At 37.0% G+C, this 24,161-nt stretch carries 21 protein-coding genes and 4 pseudogenes; 10 read left to right on the top strand and 15 right to left on the bottom strand.

The genetic code is table 11. From position 1 onward, the window contains the following. Positions 1–524: pseudogene (locus WIW72_RS04915) on the top strand (IS701 family transposase); the annotation flags it as partial. Between the two features lie 491 nt (positions 525–1,015). On the opposite strand, the gene WIW72_RS04920 reads toward WIW72_RS04915, so the two are convergent. Continuing rightward, on the bottom strand, positions 1,016–1,861 hold the full coding sequence (locus WIW72_RS04920; protein WP_337702233.1) for a hypothetical protein: 846 nt from the start codon (positions 1,859–1,861) through the stop codon (positions 1,016–1,018). A gap of 148 nt (positions 1,862–2,009) precedes the next feature. Then, positions 2,010–3,107, bottom strand: coding sequence for a hypothetical protein (locus WIW72_RS04925; protein ID WP_337702231.1), 1,098 nt, complete (start codon positions 3,105–3,107; stop codon positions 2,010–2,012). A 94-nt stretch (positions 3,108–3,201) separates the two neighbouring features. On the opposite strand from WIW72_RS04925, the gene WIW72_RS04930 reads away from it, so the two are divergent. Beyond that, the gene (locus WIW72_RS04930; protein WP_337702229.1) at positions 3,202–4,005 is read left to right on the top strand and encodes a M48 family metallopeptidase; all 804 of its coding nucleotides are present in this window, start codon (positions 3,202–3,204) and stop codon (positions 4,003–4,005) included. Here WIW72_RS04930 and WIW72_RS04935 read toward each other — a convergent pair. The 5 genes from WIW72_RS04935 to WIW72_RS04955 all read right to left on the bottom strand — a co-directional run bounded on the left by WIW72_RS04935 (position 3,993) and on the right by WIW72_RS04955 (position 7,618). Next, the gene (locus WIW72_RS04935) at positions 3,993–4,232 is read right to left on the bottom strand and encodes a DUF504 domain-containing protein (RefSeq protein WP_337702227.1); all 240 of its coding nucleotides are present in this window, start codon (positions 4,230–4,232) and stop codon (positions 3,993–3,995) included. The genes WIW72_RS04930 and WIW72_RS04935 overlap by 13 nt on opposite strands. Continuing rightward, complete coding sequence (locus tag WIW72_RS04940; RefSeq protein WP_337702225.1) at positions 4,229–5,497, bottom strand: DNA double-strand break repair nuclease NurA; 1,269 nt, start codon at positions 5,495–5,497, stop codon at positions 4,229–4,231. Before WIW72_RS04940 ends, WIW72_RS04935 begins: the two co-directional genes overlap by 4 nt. Before the next feature lie 35 nt (positions 5,498–5,532). Beyond that, the gene (locus tag WIW72_RS04945; protein WP_337702223.1) at positions 5,533–6,435 is read right to left on the bottom strand and encodes a hypothetical protein; all 903 of its coding nucleotides are present in this window, start codon (positions 6,433–6,435) and stop codon (positions 5,533–5,535) included. 187 nt (positions 6,436–6,622) lie between these two features. After that, positions 6,623–7,165: a DUF5591 domain-containing protein gene (locus WIW72_RS04950; protein ID WP_337702221.1), complete on the bottom strand. Its 543-nt coding sequence runs from the start codon at positions 7,163–7,165 to the stop codon at positions 6,623–6,625. Positions 7,166–7,204: 39 nt separating this feature from the next. After that, complete coding sequence (locus tag WIW72_RS04955; RefSeq protein ID WP_337702219.1) at positions 7,205–7,618, bottom strand: hypothetical protein; 414 nt, start codon at positions 7,616–7,618, stop codon at positions 7,205–7,207. A gap of 344 nt (positions 7,619–7,962) precedes the next feature. Here WIW72_RS04955 and WIW72_RS04960 point away from each other — a divergent pair, with 344 nt between their 5' ends. The 3 genes and pseudogenes from WIW72_RS04960 to WIW72_RS04970 all read left to right on the top strand — a co-directional run. Beyond that, positions 7,963–9,600 carry an oxidoreductase gene (locus WIW72_RS04960; protein WP_337702218.1) on the top strand — a complete coding sequence of 546 codons (1,638 nt, stop codon included), beginning with the start codon at positions 7,963–7,965 and terminating at the stop codon, positions 9,598–9,600. A 110-nt stretch (positions 9,601–9,710) separates the two neighbouring features. Further along, positions 9,711–9,989, top strand: coding sequence for a hypothetical protein (locus WIW72_RS04965; protein ID WP_337702216.1), 279 nt, complete (start codon positions 9,711–9,713; stop codon positions 9,987–9,989). Beyond that, positions 9,959–10,126, top strand: a pseudogene (locus WIW72_RS04970) (antibiotic biosynthesis monooxygenase family protein); the annotation flags it as partial. The gene WIW72_RS04965 and the pseudogene WIW72_RS04970, both read left to right, overlap by 31 nt. Positions 10,127–10,859: 733 nt before the next feature. On the opposite strand, the gene WIW72_RS04975 reads toward WIW72_RS04970, so the two are convergent. Both WIW72_RS04975 and WIW72_RS04980 read right to left on the bottom strand, forming a co-directional pair. Beyond that, positions 10,860–11,141, bottom strand: a complete 282-nt coding sequence (locus WIW72_RS04975) for a hypothetical protein (protein WP_337702214.1) — start codon at positions 11,139–11,141, stop codon at positions 10,860–10,862. Positions 11,142–11,241: 100 nt separating this feature from the next. After that, entirely contained in the window at positions 11,242–12,258 is a 1,017-nt protein-coding gene (locus WIW72_RS04980) for a hypothetical protein (protein WP_337702212.1), read from the bottom strand. A gap of 592 nt (positions 12,259–12,850) precedes the next feature. Between WIW72_RS04980 and WIW72_RS04985 the strand changes: the two are divergent. Next, positions 12,851–13,784: pseudogene (locus WIW72_RS04985) on the top strand (membrane dipeptidase). A 78-nt stretch (positions 13,785–13,862) separates the two neighbouring features. On the opposite strand, the gene WIW72_RS04990 reads toward WIW72_RS04985, so the two are convergent. Next, positions 13,863–15,692, bottom strand: a complete 1,830-nt coding sequence (locus WIW72_RS04990) for a S53 family peptidase (RefSeq protein ID WP_337702210.1) — start codon at positions 15,690–15,692, stop codon at positions 13,863–13,865. Positions 15,693–16,339: 647 nt separating this feature from the next. Between WIW72_RS04990 and vapB the strand changes: the two genes are divergently transcribed. Both vapB and WIW72_RS05000 read left to right on the top strand, forming a co-directional pair. After that, positions 16,340–16,564, top strand: coding sequence for a type II toxin-antitoxin system VapB family antitoxin (gene vapB / locus WIW72_RS04995; RefSeq protein ID WP_337702208.1), 225 nt, complete (start codon positions 16,340–16,342; stop codon positions 16,562–16,564). Beyond that, a complete protein-coding gene (locus WIW72_RS05000; protein ID WP_337702206.1) occupies positions 16,551–16,946 on the top strand; it encodes a type II toxin-antitoxin system VapC family toxin in 396 nt (131 codons plus the stop codon). Before vapB ends, WIW72_RS05000 begins: the two co-directional genes overlap by 14 nt. A gap of 334 nt (positions 16,947–17,280) precedes the next feature. Here WIW72_RS05000 and WIW72_RS05005 read toward each other — a convergent pair whose 3' ends face one another. From WIW72_RS05005 to WIW72_RS05025, 5 genes and pseudogenes are all read right to left on the bottom strand, one after another. Continuing rightward, positions 17,281–18,462, bottom strand: coding sequence for an MFS transporter (locus WIW72_RS05005; RefSeq protein ID WP_337702204.1), 1,182 nt, complete (start codon positions 18,460–18,462; stop codon positions 17,281–17,283). Between the two features lie 5 nt (positions 18,463–18,467). Next, entirely contained in the window at positions 18,468–18,881 is a 414-nt protein-coding gene (locus WIW72_RS05010; RefSeq protein WP_337702202.1) for a nuclear transport factor 2 family protein, read from the bottom strand. A 614-nt stretch (positions 18,882–19,495) separates the two neighbouring features. Next, positions 19,496–19,711, bottom strand: a complete 216-nt coding sequence (locus WIW72_RS05015; protein WP_337702246.1) for a glycosyl hydrolase-related protein — start codon at positions 19,709–19,711, stop codon at positions 19,496–19,498. A gap of 249 nt (positions 19,712–19,960) precedes the next feature. Beyond that, positions 19,961–20,389, bottom strand: a pseudogene (locus tag WIW72_RS05020) (glycoside hydrolase family 38 C-terminal domain-containing protein); the annotation flags it as partial. A 20-nt stretch (positions 20,390–20,409) separates the two neighbouring features. Next, positions 20,410–20,622: a hypothetical protein gene (locus tag WIW72_RS05025; RefSeq protein WP_337702200.1), complete on the bottom strand. Its 213-nt coding sequence runs from the start codon at positions 20,620–20,622 to the stop codon at positions 20,410–20,412. Between the two features lie 156 nt (positions 20,623–20,778). Between WIW72_RS05025 and WIW72_RS05030 the strand changes: the two genes are divergently transcribed. Beyond that, entirely contained in the window at positions 20,779–22,896 is a 2,118-nt protein-coding gene (locus WIW72_RS05030; RefSeq protein ID WP_337702198.1) for a molybdopterin-containing oxidoreductase family protein, read from the top strand. A 906-nt stretch (positions 22,897–23,802) separates the two neighbouring features. Then, positions 23,803–24,078 (top strand): hypothetical protein, encoded by a 276-nt coding sequence (locus WIW72_RS05035; RefSeq protein WP_337702196.1) that lies wholly within the window; start codon positions 23,803–23,805, stop codon positions 24,076–24,078. Positions 24,079–24,161: the final 83 nt, after the last annotated feature.

The raw sequence follows: 24,161 nt of genomic DNA on the forward strand, positions 1-24,161 counted from the left end.
ACTGGTCAGAGAAGCTCGTGAAGGACAACGTGGTGTCTGAGCTCAAGTCCAACCGGAGGCTCCTCAGGGTCGAGTCGGCCCGGGGGACCCTCGAGGAGGTGGAGGGACACCTCCGAGTGGGAGACCTACCCCCCGGAGTCTACTACGCCGACCTGACCCTGGGAGGCCGAGTGGTTACTGTAAAATTGCTAGTCCAAGAATATAAAGGTGACTCCGGGACACACGTCAGATACCTCTACACGACCGATCTCTCGCTCGGCGAGGAGGAGATCGAGGAGGCATGGAGGATGAGGTGGGAGATCGAGAAGCTTCACAGGGACGCCAAGGCCCTTGGACTGGAGGACTCTTCGTTCTGGAGGAGAGAGAGGCTTCAGGGTTACCTCACGATCTTCACCATCATGGTCAACGTCGTCAGGGAGCTGATAGGGGAGCTGAACCTGAGGAGCGTGGAGGCGTTCCTCAGGTTCGTTGAACGTTATTTAGGTGGACCGCCGGGGCTGATGAAAATCTTTAAGTTACGTTAAAGTCCCATAACTGCTGTAAAGAAGTACATGAAGAGTTACACGCTGGTCTTACTGGCGTGAGTGTTGGTAAGTTTTCTCCCCTCTTGTCACTAAGGCATGTGGGTTTAGGCAGTTAGAGCGTGCTCAGGGTTTTACTCGGTTACGGCTTCTACCGCGGTTAGGAGTGCCAAATAGCAGTGGATTACGTCTTCCTCATTCAAATTACCATGTTTTCACTCCATTAATGCATCCGTTGAGGTATTTCTCTATTGATTCGCCGTCTCAAACGACTTACCAAGCCCACTAGGTTTGGCATTCATTATTACGGGTTCGTGTACGCGTGGTGTACAACCTAACATACGTAAAGGCAAAACGCCACTCCTGCCCGATTAAGGCACTCCTAAAATAGTTAATGCAGTGGTCTCAAGCTTTACTCCAGAGCCTAGCCCATCATCTATGTAATCCAAAGGCAGTGCTATTAGTCAGTCCAACACGTCATCAATTACTTGACGTTAATTTCTCACTATTCCTAAATCAAATCCCATTCTGTTAACCTCATTTAAAGTATCTTTTACGGTCTTTATAAGTGAGTTAAATGATGTTTCGTACTCATTCACTAGGCTTAATAATAATTCTTCGAATCTACTTCCCTTTATATCAAGAATAAGAGTCCCTACTATTTTTGTTGTTTTTTCTACTTCCTTTTCGGTGCTATTAATATATTCAAGGCTTGACCTTAAAGTCTTAATGTAATCACTCGCTATCTGTCTCTTAGTCTCGTCATCAAGACCTGAAGAAGATATGAGGGAGTAATAAAGTGTTTCTACTAACTTCTGAAACTTTTTGAAGTCTGAGATCTCCCTTAAGAGTTTTAATCCTAATCTATAGACAGATATTTCATCAGAAGTAGTAAGCTGGTTCACTATAATTACTCTTCTCTTTAAGGTATCTATGTTATTTACGGTTTCGGTTACTGAAATAGCTTCGTCAATCATGTGTTTGATTATCTTCATTAAACTCTTTAGTGAGGAATACATAGGGAAAACATTACCTATATCCTCTATTTTAAGTGTGTTCTTTACTGAATTTACGATCATTTCTATTTCATTCTCTAATTTTTCGTATTGTTGTTTTATCTTTAATATCTCCTCCTTTATATTCTCTATTGTGTGATAAAGTTTAACCAGAGTTTCGATGCTTCCCGAAAACTCGGGATACTGCATAAAAACTATAATACTGTAAAGCCTGCCTAGCAAAATTCCAGTAGAGGATAAGGTCTTATTATAGCTCACAAAAAGTTGTGTTAGTCTTTCGTTTATCTCTCTAACGAACTTAGTGTCGTCATCTCTCCAGCTCATAATATTAAATTATTAATCACGGAGATAATATTTGATAATTAGTGTTTTATCAATAGAGATTGTTGAAAATTATATTTAATTCTAGTAGATTATTAAGATTAAATTTTATTTATTTTACTGGAGTTATTAAAAATATTTTAATTCTATATCAATAATTAGTGAACATTTTATCAGCTGTAATTATATACACTCTATTTCCTGTTTCAGATATCTTCTTTATTTCATCGAGAATTTCTGCCTTTTTCTCCTCGGTTTGATACTCCTCCGGGTATTCAATGATCACTATAGCATTCTTAGCCTTGGAAATCAAAGCCTTCAGGACAGCAAACGATAACGTAGAAGGTTCCTTTACCTCCGTGTTGTTCTTCAGTACTCTACCCTCCTTAGTTAACTTTAATCCATCACCTAGGTCTCTATCACCTAGCTTCTTCAATTTATGTATTGTCATCCTACATTTCTCTGAGAACAGTTGAGCTTCTTCCTCGTTATTGAGAGCGGAAAAAGAGGCTGAAAGAATAAAAGGTCTAGCATAAGGCACATAAATCAGTTCACTCACTCCCTCTTTCTTTATGAACTCCTCTCTGACGTCATATAGGATCGGTTCTAGAATACTTTCAATGAGGGATTGGGATATGTCGGTGAGTTGTTGATGAATACCAATGGCTTTTTGATTTGTCTCCCTAGCTGTGACTACCAGTACTTTATTCAGTTCGTCCGCACTTATCTCTCTGTTGAAGCCCTTATTTTCCAATGGCAGTTTTATGTTTACTTCTGTATGTAAATTGCCACTGCTCACTTCCATTTTTGCGTCGAGGAAGAAGTTCTTTACACTTGTATACCGTGATAAATCAATGGAAATCGAGTTACTTGAGACATTTTCCAATTCGAAACCAGCGAACCGTCTGATCACATCCGATACTCTAATATCAAACAGTAAAGACTCTTTTAGCCTGATTACTCCATCTACAACAGTTAACTTTAAGGTCGTGTTTAATGAAGGTATTACAGACGGTAAGATGTAGGAAGGATTAGCATTTCTGAACGCTAATTCTCTGTAAACTGATGCTACCTCAAATATCGTAAAGTAAAGCTTCCTTATTAAGTCTTCATACGCTCTTTCAAGTCTGAAATTCAACTCCCACGATACTTTCTTTTTGATATTCTCTAAGCCTTCATCATCAAGTATTTTATACTTCTCGATTAAATCACTTAAGTCCTTATATCCGTAGAATATATGACATGTCATAAAAGCTAGTTGTAATCATTAAAAATAAAAAAGTGTTATGAAGTTTCTAACTCTTTGAAATAAGAATAAAACTGTCAAATAGAATTGAGTAAGTATGTGGTGGTGGAAATATTACTTTATGTCTTTCATGGTTATCCTACTGACTGAAACGCTGATATCGTTGATAGTTCCTTCAACAGTTGTTAATACTCTCGCTGAACTAGTTTTAGCATTTTTAATATGGTATCTGCTATCTCCCTATATAATGATATCGGCACTCAGAATTAAAGAGGTAAAGGATGAAAACTTGTTAAGGTTAGCAAGCTATTCAGCCGCTCTCTTAGGTGTTAAACGCGTAAAGGTTTACGAAATTCAGTCAAGTTATCTGAACGCTCTGGCTTTTGGTAACGTGTTCTTCAACGCCGTAGCATTGACTAAACCTTTAATTGAGGGTTTAAATGATAAAGAACTTGTTGCCGTTCTAGCTCATGAGTTCGCACATATAAAGAACAAAGATACGGAGATCCAGTGGTTTTACATCCTAGCAGTTAACATTGTGTACGCTTTACTATCATTTTATATGCTTCCCTTAGGGCTATTTGCACTCGCTTTAGGTATAATAAGTATGTTCTATTTTCATAGATATTTGGAGAAAAAAGCTGATATCACCGCTGCGAGTACAACCCAGTGGATATCGGAGTACTTATCATATGCTTTAATTAAGATCGCGTATCTCTCCAATACTCTACCGACGTCGATGCTTAAATATTTTCCCGAATTTCAGTTACTCTTTATTAAACAAAGCCTGCTCGGAAGTAAGGAGAGGGAGAAATTCTTTTCCACTCATCCCAGTTTGAATGAAAGGTTAAGATATCTAGAGGACATATCGCGACGTTGGGGTAAAAACTATTTTATGTGAGCGTATCTACTCCAGTAAAGCTTACCCTCCTTTCTGATCTCTATAACCCTGTGTAATGGTATGACGTCCTCAGTGTCCCTTAGGTAAATGTATGTGTTGTCAACCCTCTGTATTCTTTCAAAAGGTATTTCAGAACTTCCTTTAGCCCTATCCCTTATTACTAGGATGAACTTCGACTTTTCCTTCTCGCTCCATAGTACTCTGTTTATAGCGTCCTTTATTCTCAAGCTAGACCACTAGAGAGTTCTTTACTTATGCTTATAGCTTCAAGCTTAGAGTCGTGTAGGACAGTTATAAAGTCCTTTAACACGTTAAATGATATGTAGAATAGACCTTTCGTCACTCTTTTTGAGTAGTTATCTACTATCGAAATGTATGTTGGTAATATATCGCTTGTAATGCTACTAAATATCACTCCTATCGAAGTATCTAAAACCGTTAGACTCGTGCTCTCAACCCTGAAAAAGCTCTGCACTTCACCAGGTATTTTGAGAATAGCATAATACGCATACCTTGTAGGTAGGTCTTTTGGTGCCAGTACTACTTGGTCGATATCTTCTCTCTTGACGTCAATTTCGCTCTTTATCTCTAAAGGTCCTATAAGGCAGAGACCTATTACGGAACCGCAGTGCGTTTCTGAGATGAGTTCTAGTATTTCTGCGTCAGATAAGTCAGGGACACCGGTAGATCCTATTAATTTTGTTAAGCAAGGAATCCTCCTTAACTTTCTAGAATTCTCCAACCTCTTGACTACTCCTACTACGTCTTTTCCCTTTGTCAAGTCCAGTCTTTCTTTAATTAGTGTTGCATATGCCCATCTGTGGGTTATTCTCCCCCAGTGCTTGATCTTGTCCTTTTCTTCTGGTACTCCGAACTGGAATGAATAGCTCAACTCTATAGGAGTCGGGAAAAGGGGACCATCTAAGACTAGTAATTTCTCTTTACTGACTTGCCGTATGAGTATGTTTTCAGCCTCAAGCCTTAATTCATCTGCAACGTCGTCCAAGTGGTACAAGCTTTCCCTCTTAACCCCTTCTTTTGTCTCCACGTTGACTTCATCTAGTGCAAACTCGTAACCTACTACATTATGAAAAGCTAAACTTGGAGAATGTAGGGAGTTCTTCAGTGTCCTAATAAGCTCAAGGTAAGATGCGATACCCAAATATCTCCCGCCCGTGTCGAATGGAAAGACTATCTTGTCCCTTTCCGTGGAGTAAAGGGCACCTCCTACAACGACCAGATCTAGGAAAGTAGTCCTAAGAATTTTACTAGAAGTGTCAATTGAAGCAACCGAGTATTCTGAACCACTAGGAGAGAATACGTCCACCCTCTTTATCTTGTCATCTATAAGCTGTAAACTCTCTTTACTGTCTCCCAGTGATTCCTTAGGAGTATAATTGGGCATAATGTTCTTTATTTTTCCCTTGAACTTACTTACTTCAATTCCCAACCTCAGTAACTCTAATTGAATGTCGGCCTCACTTTTAGACATTATTTCTACTATCTCGAGTAGGTTTTTAATTAATATTACGACATGTTGGTCTGAGAAGCTGAGGATAATTTAAGCTTTCCGCAAACGTCCATCTCCCTTATGTCGTTTGCACTGAGCTTTCCTATTTCTTCGCTCTTTCTTATTTCTGGTCTACTCCCCGTATATTCGGACTTGAGAATAACCCACGCGTTTATCAGAGTTCTGTTTATCCAGTTGTCCAAGTTTATATCAAACGGGAAATGGGTTTGCTCTAGAAATACTAACAAACTTTCTATTTCCTCGTTGTTAGCACTCCTTACGTGCCACTTTATTTTCCTACTTCCCACGTACTTTTCCCCTTTTCCGGGGATCAGTATCATTCCCATGGCCCCTTTTACCCTATAAGTCGACGTATCTACACTGTCTGCGTTGTAGAACACTCTCCTCATAAAGGGTGATCCGGCTCCCATAACGTGTAAGTTCTTTATCTTATTCCTAAGGTAATGGTAAATTGCTATTACTGTAGCCCTACCAATTCCCCTATGGAGGAGGGGTGGAACTACACCACCATAGGCGATTAGCTTCGGGGGATGGGAACTGTAAAAGTCTAAGGCTTTGTCAATATGATCGAAAGGATAAGCGTGAATAACGGGGATCACATCAAGTTCAGCCTCGTAAAGTTTAAGGTAATAGTCGAAGGTCTCCTTCGCAGGCGGTGAACAAACTGGTGTAGGGATGTCAAGAGATATAAAGTAGTCTCCTTTTACTTGTTTATACTTGTTAATTACTTCTTTCACGTCAATTTTGATCCCCTTCTTCATTATTTGATATCCACCGCTGTCAACCCAAGTTTCATTCTCCCAAGTCCTCTCAATCGTCCGTAACTGGTTAATCATAATTGGTGAGCCTAATTTCCAGATAGGGATTCTATCGTCAGGCATGCCCAGTATTACTTTCATTAAGAGAAATAATAGTAATACCAGGTTATAAAGTACTACTGAAGGTATTATAAAACCAAATAACTTAGTATTATTTTAAAACCTCTATATAGTACGACGACGTCTCAACCATAGAAGTATACGACTGAGTGTTAAATTCACTGGTATTATAATAAAACTAAACTGAGTAGCCTAACTATTCCTCTAGTCATAATCCCTCAGATAGTTTAAGAGCCTTTAGAGACGCCTCCTTTATACTCCTGAAAGCTAGTCTTCCGTAAGGCAGTAGTTCGATCTTAACTCCAGATAATTTAGACGCTTCGCTTAAAACGCTAAAGTGGTGTTTGGGCAAAACTGCTATTATATGTTGGTGGTATGACTCTAATACTTTTAATGCAGTAGTCAACAGTCGAACGAATTCTTCCCTCTCCTCTCTAGTCATCTTCGAAGGAGGGTAATCATAATCACTAAATGGGTAACAGTCTTCAAATTCCCTGGGTACTAAAAGCATGGGTTCCGAAACACTGTACAACTGTACTTTGTCCTTGACTATACTCTCAGCTATTATATGCGTAGGGGAATTATGGTAAGGTTTTTTCTCAGTACATGGTAGGAGTAAAGCTACTCTCTTTTTCGACCTCCACTTTGTGAACAAGTAGTTATGCCATTCTATGACAGAAGGGTGTTTAAAAGGGTCGATGCCGTCCTCCTTAACTACTCTCCCGCGATAGGTTATCGGCGGACAGATCACATTCTAGTCATTATACAAATAAGGTTAAAAAATGATAGTCTAGGTAGAGAACATCTGGATCTCGTCAAAACTAGCACTCTCTAGCAGTATCCCGGAGTGGAACTTCGCCAATAAATACCTCATAAACTCCAATGAGCCGTAAGGTATTATAAACTCCTCTCCTCCCCTAACGAAAATTCTTATGGTCTTCTTTACGTGATCTACAAAGAGAATGAAATCTCTCCAGTCCAATTTGCTGACTAACTCCCTTAGCTTCATTGTACCTAGTAACAACGTTCCATAATTATCCACTAATTCCGATAGGGTGAACCCTTCTACGTCGTAAACTATCATAGGTTTTGCAAAACGTAACTCTGCATTTTCAGGGATATCCTTGTCCTTTTTAACTTCCTTAATTCTCTTACCGTCGTAAAGGAATTTCTTATCTGGAGTGATGAACAGTATTGTGACCATAGGATAACATTTTAAAAATATGAAATTTAAGCATTACTTATGAAAAATAGTGAATATAGATTATCTACATATTCTATTTTACTATATAATGTCTATATAGTTATATATAGTATATATAATGAAGTGTGTAATAATCATCGCTTAAATACAAAAAGTATGATTAGAAGTGACATATTTTCACATATACTATTCATTCATGAAGGGTAAGAAATTATTTCTGTTTAATTTGTTACTGCGTTTTATAACGCTTCGATTTTTATTCTCACATTTATCGTTTGATTTGCAACTAGATTTACTTAATTATGTTGAATCAACTTTAATTGTAATGAGCCTAAAATCATTCTATGAAGATATTAGAACCGTTGAGAGTGCGTGATGTCACCTTAAACAACAGAGTAGTAATGGCTCCTATGATTACAAATCTGGCTACACCAGAAGGTTATCCCAGTGAAGAAATGATCGCTTATTTTGTGAGGAGGAGAAGCGTAGGTCTAATGATTACAGAGTACACTTACGTTAACAAGATGGACGCTAGAGGTTCTCCTAATCAATTAGGTTTATATCATGACGAACTTATCCTAAAGTTCGCAAGGCTGACAGAGGCAGTGCATAATGTAGGATCCAAGATATTCGTCCAGTTAGTTCATGTAGGAAGAAAAACGAGGAGGAACTTAATATGGGGGAATGAAGTTATAGCACCTTCAGATATTCCTTTGATAGATCCCGTTAAGGTGATGACAAAGGACGATATAAATAGGGTTATAGATGACTTCGTTAAAGCTTCAGAGAGGGCCGAGAAAAGTGGGTTTGACGGTATTGAACTGCATGGTGCTCACGGTTATTTGATAGCACAATTCCTCTCTCCAGCAACAAACAAGAGAGACGACGAGTATAGGGACGGTGTTCTCTTTCTAGAGGAAATTCTTACCGAGATTAGAAGGGTAGTCAGCATTCCGGTAGGGTTAAGAATATCTGCTACAGAATTCGACCCTTTAGGACTGACTCCAGATCTTGTAGGCAAGGTTATAAGCAGGGTCAAAGACAAGTTAGATTATGTTCATATATCGGCTGGGAGGGATGGACCACTTGGCGGGTCTTCAAGCTTTTACTATAAGAGGCCAAGCTACTTAAAGGAAGCTAGGATAATAAGAGATTACGTTAAGGACTTACCCTTATTCCTCGTAGGATCTGTTACGACTGTTGAAGAAGCAGACAAGGTATTGGAAATAGCCGACGCTGTGGTCTTAGGGAGACAGATCCTCGCAGACCCAGATTGGGTGGTAAAGGTAAAAGAGGGGAAGCCCATTAGGTATTGTATAAGATGTAATCAACTGTGTAGGTTACTTTCTACAAGAGAGGTTCGTTGTGATGTAAACCCAGAATTAGGTTGGGAAATTTTACCTCCTATGGAGAAAGGAGAAGGACTTGTGAGGGTAGTAGGCGGGGGGTTAGCAGGACTTGAGGCTTCAAGAGTTTTGTCCCTGAGAGGTTTCGAGGTCGAGCTTTATGAAATAAGCGATAAACTGGGTGGGGAGGTGAACGAGTATAGAGACCCTTATAAAAAGATGGAGTTCGGTAGAATTCTTCAATATTACGAAAGGGAATTGAAAAGACTAGGAGTCAAGGTTAGGTTATCTTCTACTACAGAGGATGCAGATTTGGTCATGATTCCCACTGAGTCGCAACCGAAGTTTACGCAATATAAAGGAGTCAGGATTCTTGTCGACTCCAACGTGTACGCTTATCAAGACTATGTATTCGAATGGGTCAAGTATAACGAGGTATACGTAACTGATAATATATTTAAGGGTCTAGACAGAAATAGAGCCTACTTACTTAGAGAGAAATACAAGGAATTAGGAGTTAGGTTTGAGAAACCTGACAAAGTAGAAGTAATAATTAGGGATATAAGAAGAGAACAACCTTCAATAGGTAAAGCTATATCAAAAGGGTATTGGAATGCGAGGTCGTTTAAGAAATAGGGGAAGACTAGGCTTTACAAAGAAAGGGGGGTTAAGGGGATGGAAAGCCTCGCCAGCGGGGATGGATAGCCCCCTTATATTTAAATACTTCTTTGTTAAAATTTCTCTTAGTGATGCTAACGACGCTCTTCCCCAGCTTGATTGAGGGCTTAATGGGACTGTGGGAGGAGCAATCATCATTTTCCTTCTCCTTCAAGGGACTAGAGCTCGGCAATGAAAGTCCCATCTTCAAATGGGAGTGGTTCTCTGAGCCATTCGACTGCCCACCAAATGAGAGATGTAAACCCGAATCGATGGTGGGAACGATGAGCCCTCTGGAAGGGAGCCCTCGACCCTTCCAGAAAGGAGAGGAAGTCAGAAGAGTGTTGATAATCCTTCCGAATACCTGATATACAGTGAATGGGATAGTCTCGAGGCCTTTAGAAAATTCATAGATAGTCAAGCTTATAGAGAGACTGTAAATTACGGAAAGAGTATAATTGAAGGTAGGCCTCATCACAAGGTCTTCCAAGAAGTAAATAGCTAATTTTTAAAACATTTTTTCGAAAGTAATTTATCTTATGACTCAAGTTATACACTAGCATTTTAATACCTTTAGTTTAAAACTTCTTTTTACTTAATTCAATTTAAATTGTGAGTTTGTGGATAATTTGAAATTTTTTAATAATAATAATGATAAACTCTTTAGAGTTCTCTTGCTATCTAGTTGAAAGATTTTCAATCTTCTAACTAAAAGATTTTACGAAAGTTGAAGTTATAAAAAAAGTTTACCTTGAGATAATAATTAAATCTGTGATCTCATTATTTCTTTTGGCTACCAGACTGACCTGATTGGCCTGATTGACCTTGTGTCTTCTTCTCTTTCTTAGCCATATGGGTCTATTATATTTCTTGATAGACCAGTTATTAAGCTAATCTACCGTTAAACTTGGTAAATGTTTACGCAAAGAATAACATAAATTATAAGATATTGATGTAAATTCTATTCATTAAGAATTAAACATTTGATGAAATATATCCGTTCAATAAATGTAAAATGTTTTCATATCCCTTAAAATTCGAGGTAGGTGTTACCGAATCATCCCTAGCATCTACCTTGTTCTCTATATAAAGAAACAATTTTGCAAAATCTACATTTATTTTTTTGATTAGTAGTATTTAGAACCTATCTTTATTAGTCTAATGTCGCAGTATATGTTTTAAATAATTTTTAATGAGAATTTTTAACAATGAGATGTTTTTAAATATTTTGTTTAATATTATTCATAAAATACGACTATAATTTTAGAATAAAAACAGAGAAAGTAGGAAAAACCTTTATCTCTATAAACTAATATAGGCTTTGCAGCGGCTATTGCAAACCTAATACTATCATCTATACTTTTAACTTCTACGACTCTGTCTACACTGGGTTTCTTGTTAACTTCAACAACTAATTTTCTTACTTTCTTAAGCTTTGAAAGTGTTTTTTCTATCTCAGAAGGTATTTTGGATCTTGTAAATAATAGTATAAGAAATGTTATGGATAGTGGAATTTCCAAATAAGTGAGGTTAAAAGGTTTATATAAGGTGATATAGCCAATGTAAACTGGAGATGTAATCGTATTAATATAAATGGAGTTTATAAATAACGGTATTAGATCAACGTGTATTTTCTCTTCCTTTTATTATTAAAAAAGTTATTCTCATAGAATATATATAGAATAGAACTATAACTATAGAGAGTGTTAATTCTAAGTATTTAAAAAAGGTAATAGAGGTCAATTGATATAAAAGAAAATCAGAAAATGAGGAGATAGCTAAAGGAAAAATATAAGCCCATACAGCCAGGTTAGGTTTCAAATTTCTTCTAGATATAGCTATTATTAACCCTACTGTTAAATTCCAAAGTTCAAATCCGAACAGAATAATACCAAGTGTAATAGATACTTTTTCAGGGAAATATAAGAAGTCTAGGAAATTATAAGAAGGGAAAGTAAGAATATTCATTGCTAAGATACTTGATGCACCCACTGGGATCATTACCACGGAAGGATGTCCTTTAAATGTTAAGTGAGAAACTAGTGCAATTGAACCTAAAAACATAAATTGAAAGAATGCTATTCCAAAACTTATTAACATAATGAAATAAACCACCTTAGTATAGAATAAGGATATGTAAGGAAGATGAGGTGGGAGAAGACGTGCACTAAGTAAAACATTAGCAGAGAGAGCTAAAGAAGGAACTAAAATGGTGTAGTTCAAGTCTTCTTGCCTTAAGGTCCGAGTAAATAATATATACCCAGTGAATACGTTCACCGCGAAGACTTCCGAGTAACCTATAAAATATAGGATTAGCAAGACATAAGCCGTGTTCGCGTTAACTCCTATATAGACCGTAAAAAAGGCACCAAAGATGAAAAGGATTACTCCTAGAAATGCTGAAAGTGCTATGCGTGTAAGGTTTTTCAGGTCTTCTTGTACAGATTGTCTGTTCTCGATATAACCCTTAACCCATAGTATTAGGATCGATAAAAAGGCAAAAATAGCAAGAAAGTATATTACTTTCCCTATTTCGAAAAGTAGCACGTTATTAAATAATATTGAGTTCATCCATGAGATAAGAGATAAGGCGAAAATTCCTATCACGAACGGAAACCATTCCAAGCTCACACGCATAGCATAGTGGTCATTATTAGATTATTTAGATTTTACGTAGTTATAAATTAAGCAATAAAGTTAATAGTTTGAAATCCAAATGTTTGGCTTAAAATTTTCCTCTTGTAAATAATTTATTATAAAATAAAATTAACTTTTACTTGTTAGTTAAATTTTGAACGTTAAAGTTGCTGCAAACATCGGCTTTGCAACTAACTTCCTCCCTGCCCTGAAAGGGTCGAGGGTTCCCTCCCGAAGGGCTCATCATTCCTCTCATCGATTCGGGACTACATTTCTCATATGGTGGACAGCCGGGTGGCTCAGAGATCTCCACTCCCATTTGAAAAGGGGGACTTTCATCCAAATTACGTCTAGTCCTTGAAGGAAAGGAGATAACGGTTACTCCTCCTACAGTCCCATTAAACTGGGGAGAAGCGCCGTTAGCATCACTAAGAGAAATTTTAGAGAAATGAGGTATTTAAACACGGGGCTATCCATCTGGCGAGGCTTTCCGCCCCCTTAACCCCCAACTTTGTAATTGATTTGCCGTTTTCGTTTCAGGGGTTGTGTGTTTTTAAATATTATTTTTAGTTTAGATTCTTTGGTGGTAGTGGTGAAATTAGTAGATCTTCATGAGGATTTAGCTTATTCAAATCAGAGGGAAGTTGATGTAGCCAATGGTAATGATCAGTTCAGCATTAAGAAGCTCAAGGAATTTGACTCTTTAGTTTTTACTTCTATTTTTCCTTATGTAGAAGCTTTAGATGAGAGAAGTGAGTTATTGACTTCACTTTACGGTACTCCTACGCGCAGTACATATTTCTCATTTGACTTAATTTATTGATCAGGTTAAGTTTTATTATTATTTGGACAGAAGAGGCTTCACTAAAGTTATTAGGGGTGAGAACGATTTATCTATAAGGATATCAACTTTTACTATCTCTCGAGGGTGCTGATGCCTTAAGAGATTACACTGATATTTACTTATTAAAGGAGCTTCATGTTTATAATTTAGGTTTAACTTGAATTGTGATAATAAATTTGCTTCCTCTTGTATGTCTAAGAAGGATTATGGTTCAACGTCAGAGGGTGAGGAATTAGTTAAACTGGCTAATTCTTTGGGTATTATAATTGATTTAGCTCACGCAGGTAAGAAAGCAATTATCGACGTATGTAATTTGAGTAAAAAGCCAGTTATAGCATCTCATGCTAATGTGAAGAGATTAAAAGATCATAGGAGGAACTTAGATGATGAGGAAATAGAGGCTATTGTTAGAACTAATGGAGTTATAGGAATTACTGCTACAGTTTCCACTTTAAGGGAAGGCAATTTAAATTCCATCATAGATAACATAAAATGTCTTGGGGAATCTTACGGTTGGGAACACGTGACAATAGGAACGGACTCCCTGGGGATTCGTGAAGTTCCTAGAGGCTTTGAGAATATATTAAAAGTTAAGGATTTAGTTAGGGCTATCGAAGGTCATGAGGAAGAAGTTATGTGGAAGAACTCTTATAGAGTCATAATGGATAATTTAGGCGCATAATGTATATAGCTGTATCAGAAAAATTATTGGTAGAGGAAATATAATAAAGAAAAAATTTGTCTTTCTTGTCTTAATTACTTATTGAAAATAAGTTACTGTATAAAACAATCTAAGGTCGTATACCATTCCATATGCATTATAAGTCCCTGGACCAGTGACAAAATTCCATCCGTAATGAGCTGGCAACGGATTATTACCTGAGGTTATAGGTATCCATGCATTCATTCCCGTAATTTCCCCTTTAGGTGTTAATATAGTTCCTGAGTAAGATATGTGATAGAGTATAGTGTTTAGATCTCCTAGTTTGACTCCGGTCAATGCTATCATGGCAGCAGTCATAGGTGCTGCTCCACTAGTTCCGTACCACATTAACAGTTGTCCTTGATATATTAACGGTAATCCGAAACCATACTCTACTATATTGTATCCGCCCGCTGATACGAAAGCTATATCGGGATAAGTCCTTTGATTAATCGGAGTGAAAGGTATGAAGGATGTTAGTTCGAAGTTCTGGACAGGGAATACTACACTACTTCCTCCAGTACTATAATCCCAGCCAGAAATGGATAGCACTTGACCGGTAGGTGTAACATTAACGAAAATTCCACCCACAGACGTGACATACGGATCGCTCTCAGGATACCATATAGTATTGTAGAGTCCTATAATGAAATTAGGCGGGGGATTATCACTTTCAAATCCCCAGTCTCCTGATGCAGCTACTACAGAAATCCCTTCATCAATTGCTTGAATCATAATATTATGTATCATCCATAACATAGCAGGATAATAAGCGGCTAAAAATGACTCTGGTACTGATACAGAGATTGAGATCACGTTAGGGTCAATATAGTTAACCATATAGTAATATTCATAGTAGTAGTTAAGTAAATTACCGACTAGGGCTGATCCTCCCACGTATCCGTTACTGAACACAACGTATACGTTAGATGCCGGGGCAAACACACCAGACCACTCTGCATCTAGTTCGTTTTCTCCGGATGGACCTGAGGTGACTACATTCCCTAAGTATATTACGTTTAACCCTCCAGTTCTCGGTACTATATAAAATTCTTTCCAGAAGGTATAAATGTCGTCCGCATTGACAAATGATTCAGGGACTCCTTCTATTGCTATCTTTGTACCTTGTCCAAGGTATCCTTTATAATATACCTCAGTGAAATTAAAGTAATCCGCTATTGCTTTGGGCGTCACCAAAACGCTGGAGACTAGAGATAAGTTTTGTAAATTTGCACTATTAATTTCTAAGTTCCAAGCCTCTTTAATTACTGGATAAACCTTGGGGTCTATACTGTCAATGCCTACAATACCTACTATGTATTTACCTACATTATAAGGTAGAGACGGGGTCACATTATTAGAGAAATAATAGAAGGGTCCCACATTTACAATTCCCGGTAATCCGAACCAGTAGATATTCTTTAGAGGATAGTAATATATGTTTATGTAAGTGTTAAACGCTTTCTCTATTTCCCCTACAGTTCCTTGGAAGGTGAGAATTAGCCCGTAATCGCCGGTAAAATTAATTCCGTAAGACTCTAAATAATTTATTAGTTCTTCTTTATACGACTGAGGAGGATAAAATTCATTTCTAAACTGTGAAGGTGATAGGTAACCTGCTTCATGGTTAGAGATTTCGTTAGTAATAGAAGTTAATTTCTGATAATTAGTGAAGTTTAACAAGATTGCGATAGGGAGTGTGTAATTCTGTGGTACTGGTTGAACATATATTGAACCTGGTAGTATCGAATATTGTGGAGAATTGTTATAGATATAATAGACAGAACCACCATTGTCTGCAGTTGATAACAGTGGCGTTACAAGTAAAATTACAGCTAAAAAAGATAGAAAATATTTCCTCCTTAGAGTAGTAATATTTACTTTCATCACTAGCCATATTGGAATTCTCTTTTTTAATACTTTACGTATTAATTAATAATCTTAGAATATAAAATATTTATGAAGGACTTAAGAAAATTAAAAATCGTTTAGGTAAAATAGTATCGATAAAATTTCCACCATAAATAAAAATTCACAATTGTCATTTAAAACTTAATTAAGGAAAAGTTGAGCAATTGAGAAAATTATTTAAGGTTTTAACACATTAATTACATAAATAAGGTTTGGCAAAAGGAATTAGGAATATTAAAGGCATTAAATTTAGCTTCAAGTGGTTAAAATAAAAACAAGCTTTAGTTTTTTTGATTTATTCTAATAAAAATATCAGCTAACGACAGCCTTTACAAGACCTAGTGGAGTATCTATCGGCGAAGAAATTGAGGTATCTACACACTGAGCCTTTTGACCTTAAACATTTTTCAAAAAAGCGTTGCAATGGTTACATAGCTAGTTATACGGGATTATAACTCGTTAAACGAATATAAATAGCATAATGACGATACTATGGATATACTCTAGACACCTTACGTATTAGGCTGAAACAAGGAAGGAGCTGAAATCTTAATTTAAGTATAACAAGGACGCGTAAAACTTTTATGATAATTTTTATTAATGTCTACGGGAAGTAGACATATATGTCAACGGTCATTAGTATAAGGATAAGGAAGGAGATAAAGGAGGAATTAGAAAAGCAAGGTATAGATATTGACCAAGAAGTAAGAAAATTTTTGGAGGAACTTTATATAAAGGTTAAGGCTAAAGAGTATGTAAATAAATGGGTTGAAGACCTAAAGGACGTTAAACCTAGTGAAGAAGGCTTCTCTGTAGAATCTGTGAGGGAAGACCGTGAGAGTCATTGACTCATCTTCCTTGGTAAAATTTTTCTCAAAGGAGAAGGGTTGGGAAAAGGTTGCGGAAATAATAACTGAAGGAGTAATGACGCTTGACTTATCGATTAAAGAAGTTGCCAACGCCTTGTGGAAAAAGACCCTTACAAGTGAAACAAAGGAGGACGTTGCGATTAAAGTACTTTCCGACTTAGTAAAACATGAGGCTATGTTGGTTGTAAACCAAGATAAGTACTTGATTGAAGCATTTAAGATATCTATTAGGAATAAAATAACTATTTATGACTCCTTATTCATCGCATTAGCTAAGTTAAACAACCTTGAGTTAGTAACGTCTGATAGAAAGCAATATGAAATAGCTATGAAAGAAGGAGTTAATGCACAATTAATATAAATTGAAAAGAAATAACGTTTCTTTCCTCACTTATTTCATTCATCTCAGAACCAATTTCTTCTCGTTTTAAATGGCAACAGTTGCACCTCATCGATTTATGTTTGCACATCTCCCATTAGAGTACTGTTAAGGATTCAGAGAACCTCTTTCATCGAGATTTACAGAAAAGGGAAGTAAAGGGGCATAAAGGCTCGCCCCTTCTAAGGCGGGGAGACGTCAGTATTGTCCCAAACTAGATAGTTAACGTGGATATAAAAACGTACTTAAGCGAAGGCTCATAATGGTTCTTAAAGGTAATTGTCGGCTTGATATCAAACACTCAGATCTAAGGATCTTACACTAGCAATAACAGTATGGCAACTGCGTTAAGAATGGATACAGCCAGCTCAACACCTATTTTAAAATTAAATAGCGCTATCGCAATTGTAGGTCCCACTGAAATCCCCACAACACCTTCAAGAGACTTAATCGCAGACCCTACCACCCTATCTTTTAGACCTAAGTTTTGCATAGTGTAGACAGTGTTAGACACTGTAGCTATTCCAGTCCCTATACCTAATATTACCGTTCCAATCACTTTGTTAAAGAGCAATAACCAACTTAGTAACATTATCGAGAAACCTAATATTGCAATAGTCCTACTTCTTTCTCCAATTACTTTTCCCAGCGGTGCTGATATAAGCGCCATTGGTAATGGGAAGAGTAATACTAGTATTATAGCGAGAAGAGGTTCTACGTGGAAAAGCTGAGTGTAGCTCAAGACTAGAAATTCCACAACAGCATATCTAGAGAGGGAGTGTAAGAAACCTGCAACTAATGGTTTGAGAAACCTCTTTTCTAAGCTCCATTTACTTAGGGAATACAAGCCGGCTAAAGCTGTTACTATTCCTATGTAAAAAGAATAGATTGATATTAAGACTCCATTGAATAGTAGCATAGGCCCTACTGCTGACCTTGGGTTTCCGAAATTCCCTTTGAGGTCTGACAGATGTGACGTTAAAAAGAGTGATGTAAATACCATTAAAGACGGTAGGAGGAACAAATACTTCCAGTCGATCTTGCCGAGAGCATAGCCTAATGGGACTCCGATAATGTAAGCTAAGGCTAACATGGAGTAATTGAAACCTATGTTCCTACCTTCACTTCCTTTGTAAGAGGAAGCATATGCAAGTTGTGCTGGGTACATCATGGACGCACCGAGACCTTGTAAAGACCTTAGAACAAGGGCCACGGTGAAGGAGTTCGTTATGAGGATTGCTATACCGGATAGGGAAAAAATGAGTGCACCCAAAAAAAGTAATTTCTTAATTCCCCTCTTTTCCCCGACAAGGTAGAACGGGACGAAAAGGAGGGAAGAAATGACGGCGAAAAGCGTAAGGAATAGCGAAGAGTCAAGATAACTTACGCTCAGTTGAGAGGAAATGTACGGGATAGATGCTGTTATCATAGCACCTTCTAAGGACGCAGCTGAACCTATAACTGATGTTATCATTACTTCTTTCTTCGTGTTATCCACCTCTTTTAATAAGCTGTTGTTTTATTGAACAGATATCGTATCATTCTTATTAAATTATCTTCTCCAAGTTCTAACACATCGACTCCTTCGGAATCGACTTTAGTACCATCGTTCGTTATATTGTATCTTTGGCCGGAAAAGACTGAAGTAACTTTCCACTCTACCATTATAGTCTTATTGTTGAATGCAAATGATACCAGAAACAGCTTATGATAAGGATATGTATCAAATAGTTTCTGCAAATATTTTCTGAAATTATCTTTTCCCTTAATTATCTTCGGTTCTTCTCCGGGATGAATATAAATAGTATCATCTGAATAAAGTGCTAATATGTTATCAATACTATAATCATTCCACACTTTCATATATTTCTCAATAAATTTTTCACAATCAAATTTCTCAGTTCTTTCAGAGTTCATAAGATACACTGCTTTTTTTTTAAAAAAACTATTTTATATAAATACTACAGCTTAACTTAAACTTATAATAATCATATTATATACCTTATTAAGACCTATTAAATAGATAAGATTTCATAAAAGTGAAAATTAATTTTTTAATAAAAATTTATATTGTAAAATGAAGAGAAATCTTTATAACTAGTAAGCAAACTAAGTTATTTTATCGAGAAATCATTCATCAATATCATTATCTAGGCATGAACATAGGCGTTATTATGAAAATGGAGATATAAAGCCTTGCCAGCGGTAATAGCTAGCACCTTACATTTAAATACTTCTTTTCCTAAAAATTAACAGTAATATTAGCGACGCTCTCCTCCAACTAAACTAGGGCTTAATGGGACTGTAGGACGGGCTAAAAAATATGTCATTCCTCTTAAGGGGCTAGAACGTAATGCGTGAAAGTTCTCTCAAAATAGGAGGGTTCTCTGAACCTCTCGACAGCTATCAAATGTAGTCTCAAATTGCTGGTGGGAACGATATCTGGAAGGAAACTCTCGTCCTTTCAAGGTGGGTAAACGTCGATAAAAAGGTAGAAGAACTGTAAATGGAAATTAAATACTGTTTAAAATTCACGTCACTTTAACGCTTATTATTTGATAGTTACGGTAATCAAATTTCAGCTTCTCTCCTTCAACTCTGATGTCTTCCAGGATATTATTTTCGAGTATATTGACAAGCTGAGCTTCTCTGGGTTTAAACCACAAACTCACCTCTCCTTTTCCTCTTTTATTTAGTACGTTATGAAGCCTCAACACTAAACCTTTACCGTCCTCAGATTTCTTCATTGCCTCTAATATCAGGTTATCTGGACTAACCTTAATAAAGCTCTTTTCACCACCTTTACCTTTTACAGCCCTCAATGGATAATTAAGTTCGTAAGCTCTCTGATATACCTTAGCTTCTTTCCAATCTCCCTTATGAGGATAGACAGAGTAAATAAAAGTGTTGATTTCAGTGTCGGTAGCGTAGCCATGGTAAATAGAAGTCTTAGCTAATGAAATTCCCACATTAGCACCTTCTACCGCTGTACCGTATTTTCCGTTGTTTAAAATGGCTACACCGAAGCCGTCCTCAGATAGGTCTAACCACTTCATGAAGGGTACTTCGAACTTTGCTCTCTCTCAGCTGATGTTTTTAGTTGTGGGTCTCTTTAGTATCCCATAAGGTATTTCGAAGGTGGCTTCTGTTACGTTTAAATCGAAGAAGAACCAGTATTTCAGTATTAACTCCCTATCGAGCATTTGAACAGTAGTCTTAAAGTCCACTCTCCTGCTTTTTGCGTATAGGCAAGTATCTTGCGTTACTGTGGAGTTTCTGAAAGTATAATAAAATCTTATACACGCTCTTAAGGGCCCCTTTTCCCTGACTTTATATTTCTCGGCATTAAGTTCGAATTGTGTATCTTTATAAGAAGGTTCAATATCCCATGCGTCAGCCCAACCCGGTATATTTTCGTAGATCATGAGTCTATTAGAAGATGCTTTCAGTACCTCTCTTTGTCATAAAGCGAGACAACTTTACCTTTTTCGTCTAAGACCACTCTAAGGTATTCGTTTTCCATCGTAAGTCCATCCACTTTTACTGGGTTTGCAATAATAATCTTTATCTCCGAATAACCTACAGAGGGTACCTTAACCCTCACAAGATAACCATCGTTTGTCTTTTGTGATCCTTCTATGTAAGTGTTTAAAAACACATAATCTTCTCTATCCCACGATATGGAATTGAAGATAGTTTATTTTTCTCCCTCATCGATGAGTCTTTTTATAGAGCTAAAGGATATTTCCTCCACTTCCCTGATCAACCCTTCAAGTTCGGTAATCTTAAAAAAATAGAATTGAATTATAATTGCATGCCGTTTGCAAGATGCTACATGTGTAAGAACGCTTGCGGAATTATAACATCAATTGAAGGAAAGACAGTGAGAGTTGCTCCAAACAAAAACCATCCACAGCCTGGAATTTGTGGTAGGGGTGCCGCTGGACCTTTCCTTCTAACGCATCCTGATAGGCTTAAATCACCTTTGATAAGACAAGGTGACACCTTAGTCCCAACAACATGGGATAAGGCACTGGATATCGTGGTTAATTATCTGAAGGAATTATTAGATGAAGATCATCCTGAATATCTTGCTATAACTTTTCATGATTATGGGAAAGAACTCTTAGAAAGATTTGCAGCTCTTTATGGGACTCCTAATTTAATTGGACATGAGTCCGTATGCCATGGCCCAAGAACTGTAGCTTCAGAATTAGTACTCGGCACCGAAGGACCTAGGAGTGTTGACCCCGATTACCCTAACGCCAAGTTCATAGTCTTTATCGGGAGAAATCCGTTGGAAGGTATAGTACCGGACATTGTTAGAAGAATAGACGAAGGTAGGAAGAAAGGGTTAAGAATAGCTGTATTAGATCCCAGAAAGTCTGCTATAGTAGAAAGGTATGCTGAGAGGTGGATACCCATCAGACCCGGAACTGATACAGCTTTTTTACTAAGTGTAATATATTACATGGTCAAAAACGATATGTATGATAAGGACTTTTTGTTAAAGTACACTAATGCGTCCTTGTTAGTATATGAAGACGATCTGACTTCTACCGGCGTTTACTCCGAGAGACTTCTCGACGAAAAAGTGATAAATGGGAAAAAGGCAGTTACAGTATTCTCCTTACTTGAAAGGGAAGGTGAGAAAGTGTATCCGAGGCTTCAGCAGATTACTGGAGTGAGTTACGACGACGTTAAGTATGTGGCAGAAAATCTATGGTTAAATAGACCTGCTGCAGCTATAGACGACGGTTGGCACACCTCATTCTCTAATGACTCGACTTATACGTGGATGGCGGCTTTTACAATTAATGCTATGATTGGTAATATTGATAAGAAGGGGGGATTAATTATAGCTAAGAAAGCCAAGGTCAAGGTTTACGAGAAGAGTAACGTTAAAGCTCCTAGAATAGATAGGATCAGGTACCCACTAACTTATGCGGCGTTTCAGGAAGTGTATAGGGCAATTCTTACTGGTAGTCCTTATCCTATTAAAGCACTAATGGTAGTCGGAACCAACCTAGACGGTAGAGATCCCAACTCGGAGTTCGTAAGGAGAGCGTTAAAAGCTGTGGACTTTTTAGTCGTTGTCGATGTAATGCCATCTGACGTTACTGAATACGCGGATGTAGTATTGGCGGAGTCAACGTATTTTGAGCGGGATGAATTGCCTTTACCGGTAGGTTGGACTTTAGATAATTGGATCGATATCCATCAAAAGACAGTAGATCCTTTATATGACACTAAACCACTATGGTGGATTCTACTCGAATTAGAACACAGATTAGGCTTGTCAAATGCAACTTTTGAGGATCTAGAGGAGATGATTCTAAAACAGTTAAACGTGGATCGGAAGGAGTTGAGTGAAAAAGGATGTGTGAGGATTCCAGAAGAGATATACGAGGTTTATCCTTACAAAAAACCGTTGAGAACGCCTTCAGGTAAAATCGAGATCTTCTCTGAGACTCTCAGGAAATATGGTTATTATCCTATACCCACCTATATTGAAAAGAATATTATGCCTAGAGCTACTGATGAGTTCTTCTTAACTACTGGTCATACATTATACCACACGCAGGATAGTATAACTTTTGACATTCCAACGCTTATTAAACTAGCTCCCGATAATCCAGTAATGATAAGTAAGAATAAAGCCCTACAGCTAGGAATTAGAGATGGAGATGAAGTAGAGGTGATATCCTTAACTACAGGGGAAAGGGTTAGGTGTAAGGTGAAAGTAAGTGATGGCATAAGGGACGATACTGTGTTTACTTATTTTGGTTTCGGTAGGCACTCAAAAGGGGAAAGAATTGCTTACGGTCACGGCTTCGATGTTAACAGTTTGATAAGTGAGCAGATCACAGACCCTGTTTCAGGGAGTGTTGCCCAGTCGTTGAATATCGTGAAAATAAGGCCTTTAAGGTAATTCGTTATTACGAGAAATTTTCTCCTCCTTTAACTTGCTTATTACTTCTTCGAATAGTTTTAACATCTGTTTCTCGTTTTTCCCGTGTACGTGAAATAAACAATTTCTGTGTTCTTTTGGTGTTGATAAAGTAGGGAACACGAAAGTCGTAAACCCCGGTAGTGAATATAAGGACGGAATCCTTGACTACGCTCTGATCGTAATAAAAAGAGACATAAAAAGATTCGGAAAGTTTTACGCTAAGAAATACGACGTGAAGACTGTTCATCTCGGAAGGGGATATAACAAGATCTTGTATATTATACATTTTATTAATAATTTTTTATTACAAGAATTAATTAAACATAATTGGATGGTACCTTATGATTACAGTAAATAATCGATGTGAATCAATATGAACTATCTTTATCACTTTTTAATTCAATAGCGTAAAATGATAAATCGATCTTTTTAAGACACAAGGTAAAATTAAACTCTTAATTAAATTTTTCATTAGAATTTTGTGTATTTTCTATGTGTATAACTTTTGGATAAAAAGTTTAAGCGTGGTTAAACATTATGTAAACAGTTTACGATACTCGTCATTATTGAAATGTCTTTACGTGTTCAATTCAAAGTTTTTAGTTATTATTCTTGCCTCCAGCGGTTAGGTCGAAAATTAGAAGGTCAGTTGAGAATTAGCCTTTTTTAAATGTTAGTTGGCTTAACCCCGTGAACTTATTCTATCTAGTATTGAGATATCTAAATCGGTATATTCAAATAAGGAATTTAAAACTGATAGCTCTTAACAGCTATTTGATCAAAACCGAACGTTTACTTAAGCGAATTCTCAAATATATCAATTTAAACTTAAAAATACGAAATAATTTAGGGAAAAGTTTTTATCTGTAACGAGTATTTAAGGTTATGGATCTGAAAGTAACATTAAATAAAGTTACTGCACGTGCCTTACTATTCCTAATTTTCGCATCTCTAAGATTGCTTAGCCTTGAGAAACTAGCAATACTATTCTTACCATTTACTCTTATTAATGATTCGACATCATTTCTCCTTAACATAGGTCTCATACCCATTGCATTCTTATTACTTGTGATGGTTTCCCTAATAAAGTTCTGGATATTCGTAAGGGACAAGATCTATTATCTCTTCGAAAGGCCGAGAAGTAGAGATTATAATGCATAGAGATGAGGTGTTGGAAAAAAGTAGACCCATTGTTAAGGATAATCAGTTTTTAATGAAAGTTGACGGTGATTTATGAGTTTGGT

The organism is Stygiolobus sp. CP859M, assembly GCF_037389975.1.
GTDB lineage: Archaea > Thermoproteota > Thermoprotei_A > Sulfolobales > Sulfolobaceae > Stygiolobus.

Bases quoted from the DNA above. Each gene is read 5' to 3' on its own strand.
- WIW72_RS04955 (WP_337702219.1), bottom strand. From the start codon at position 7,618: ATGGTCACAATACTGTTCATCACTCCAGATAAGAAATTCCTTTACGAC.
- WIW72_RS04990 (WP_337702210.1), bottom strand. From the start codon at position 15,692: ATGAAAGTAAATATTACTACTCTAAGGAGGAAATATTTTCTATCTTTT.
- WIW72_RS04920 (WP_337702233.1), bottom strand. From the start codon at position 1,861: ATGAGCTGGAGAGATGACGACACTAAGTTCGTTAGAGAGATAAACGAA.
- WIW72_RS04925 (WP_337702231.1), bottom strand. From the start codon at position 3,107: ATGACATGTCATATATTCTACGGATATAAGGACTTAAGTGATTTAATC.
- WIW72_RS04960 (WP_337702218.1), top strand. From the start codon at position 7,963: ATGAAGATATTAGAACCGTTGAGAGTGCGTGATGTCACCTTAAACAAC.
- WIW72_RS04930 (WP_337702229.1), top strand. From the start codon at position 3,202: ATGTGGTGGTGGAAATATTACTTTATGTCTTTCATGGTTATCCTACTG.
- WIW72_RS05030 (WP_337702198.1), top strand. From the start codon at position 20,779: ATGCCGTTTGCAAGATGCTACATGTGTAAGAACGCTTGCGGAATTATA.
- WIW72_RS04940 (WP_337702225.1), bottom strand. From the start codon at position 5,497: ATGTCTAAAAGTGAGGCCGACATTCAATTAGAGTTACTGAGGTTGGGA.
- WIW72_RS05015 (WP_337702246.1), bottom strand. From the start codon at position 19,711: ATGAAGAAATCTGAGGACGGTAAAGGTTTAGTGTTGAGGCTTCATAAC.
- WIW72_RS04945 (WP_337702223.1), bottom strand. From the start codon at position 6,435: ATGAAAGTAATACTGGGCATGCCTGACGATAGAATCCCTATCTGGAAA.
- vapB (WP_337702208.1), top strand. From the start codon at position 16,340: ATGTCAACGGTCATTAGTATAAGGATAAGGAAGGAGATAAAGGAGGAA.
- WIW72_RS05010 (WP_337702202.1), bottom strand. From the start codon at position 18,881: ATGAACTCTGAAAGAACTGAGAAATTTGATTGTGAAAAATTTATTGAG.
- WIW72_RS05035 (WP_337702196.1), top strand. From the start codon at position 23,803: ATGGATCTGAAAGTAACATTAAATAAAGTTACTGCACGTGCCTTACTA.
- WIW72_RS04980 (WP_337702212.1), bottom strand. From the start codon at position 12,258: ATGCGTGTGAGCTTGGAATGGTTTCCGTTCGTGATAGGAATTTTCGCC.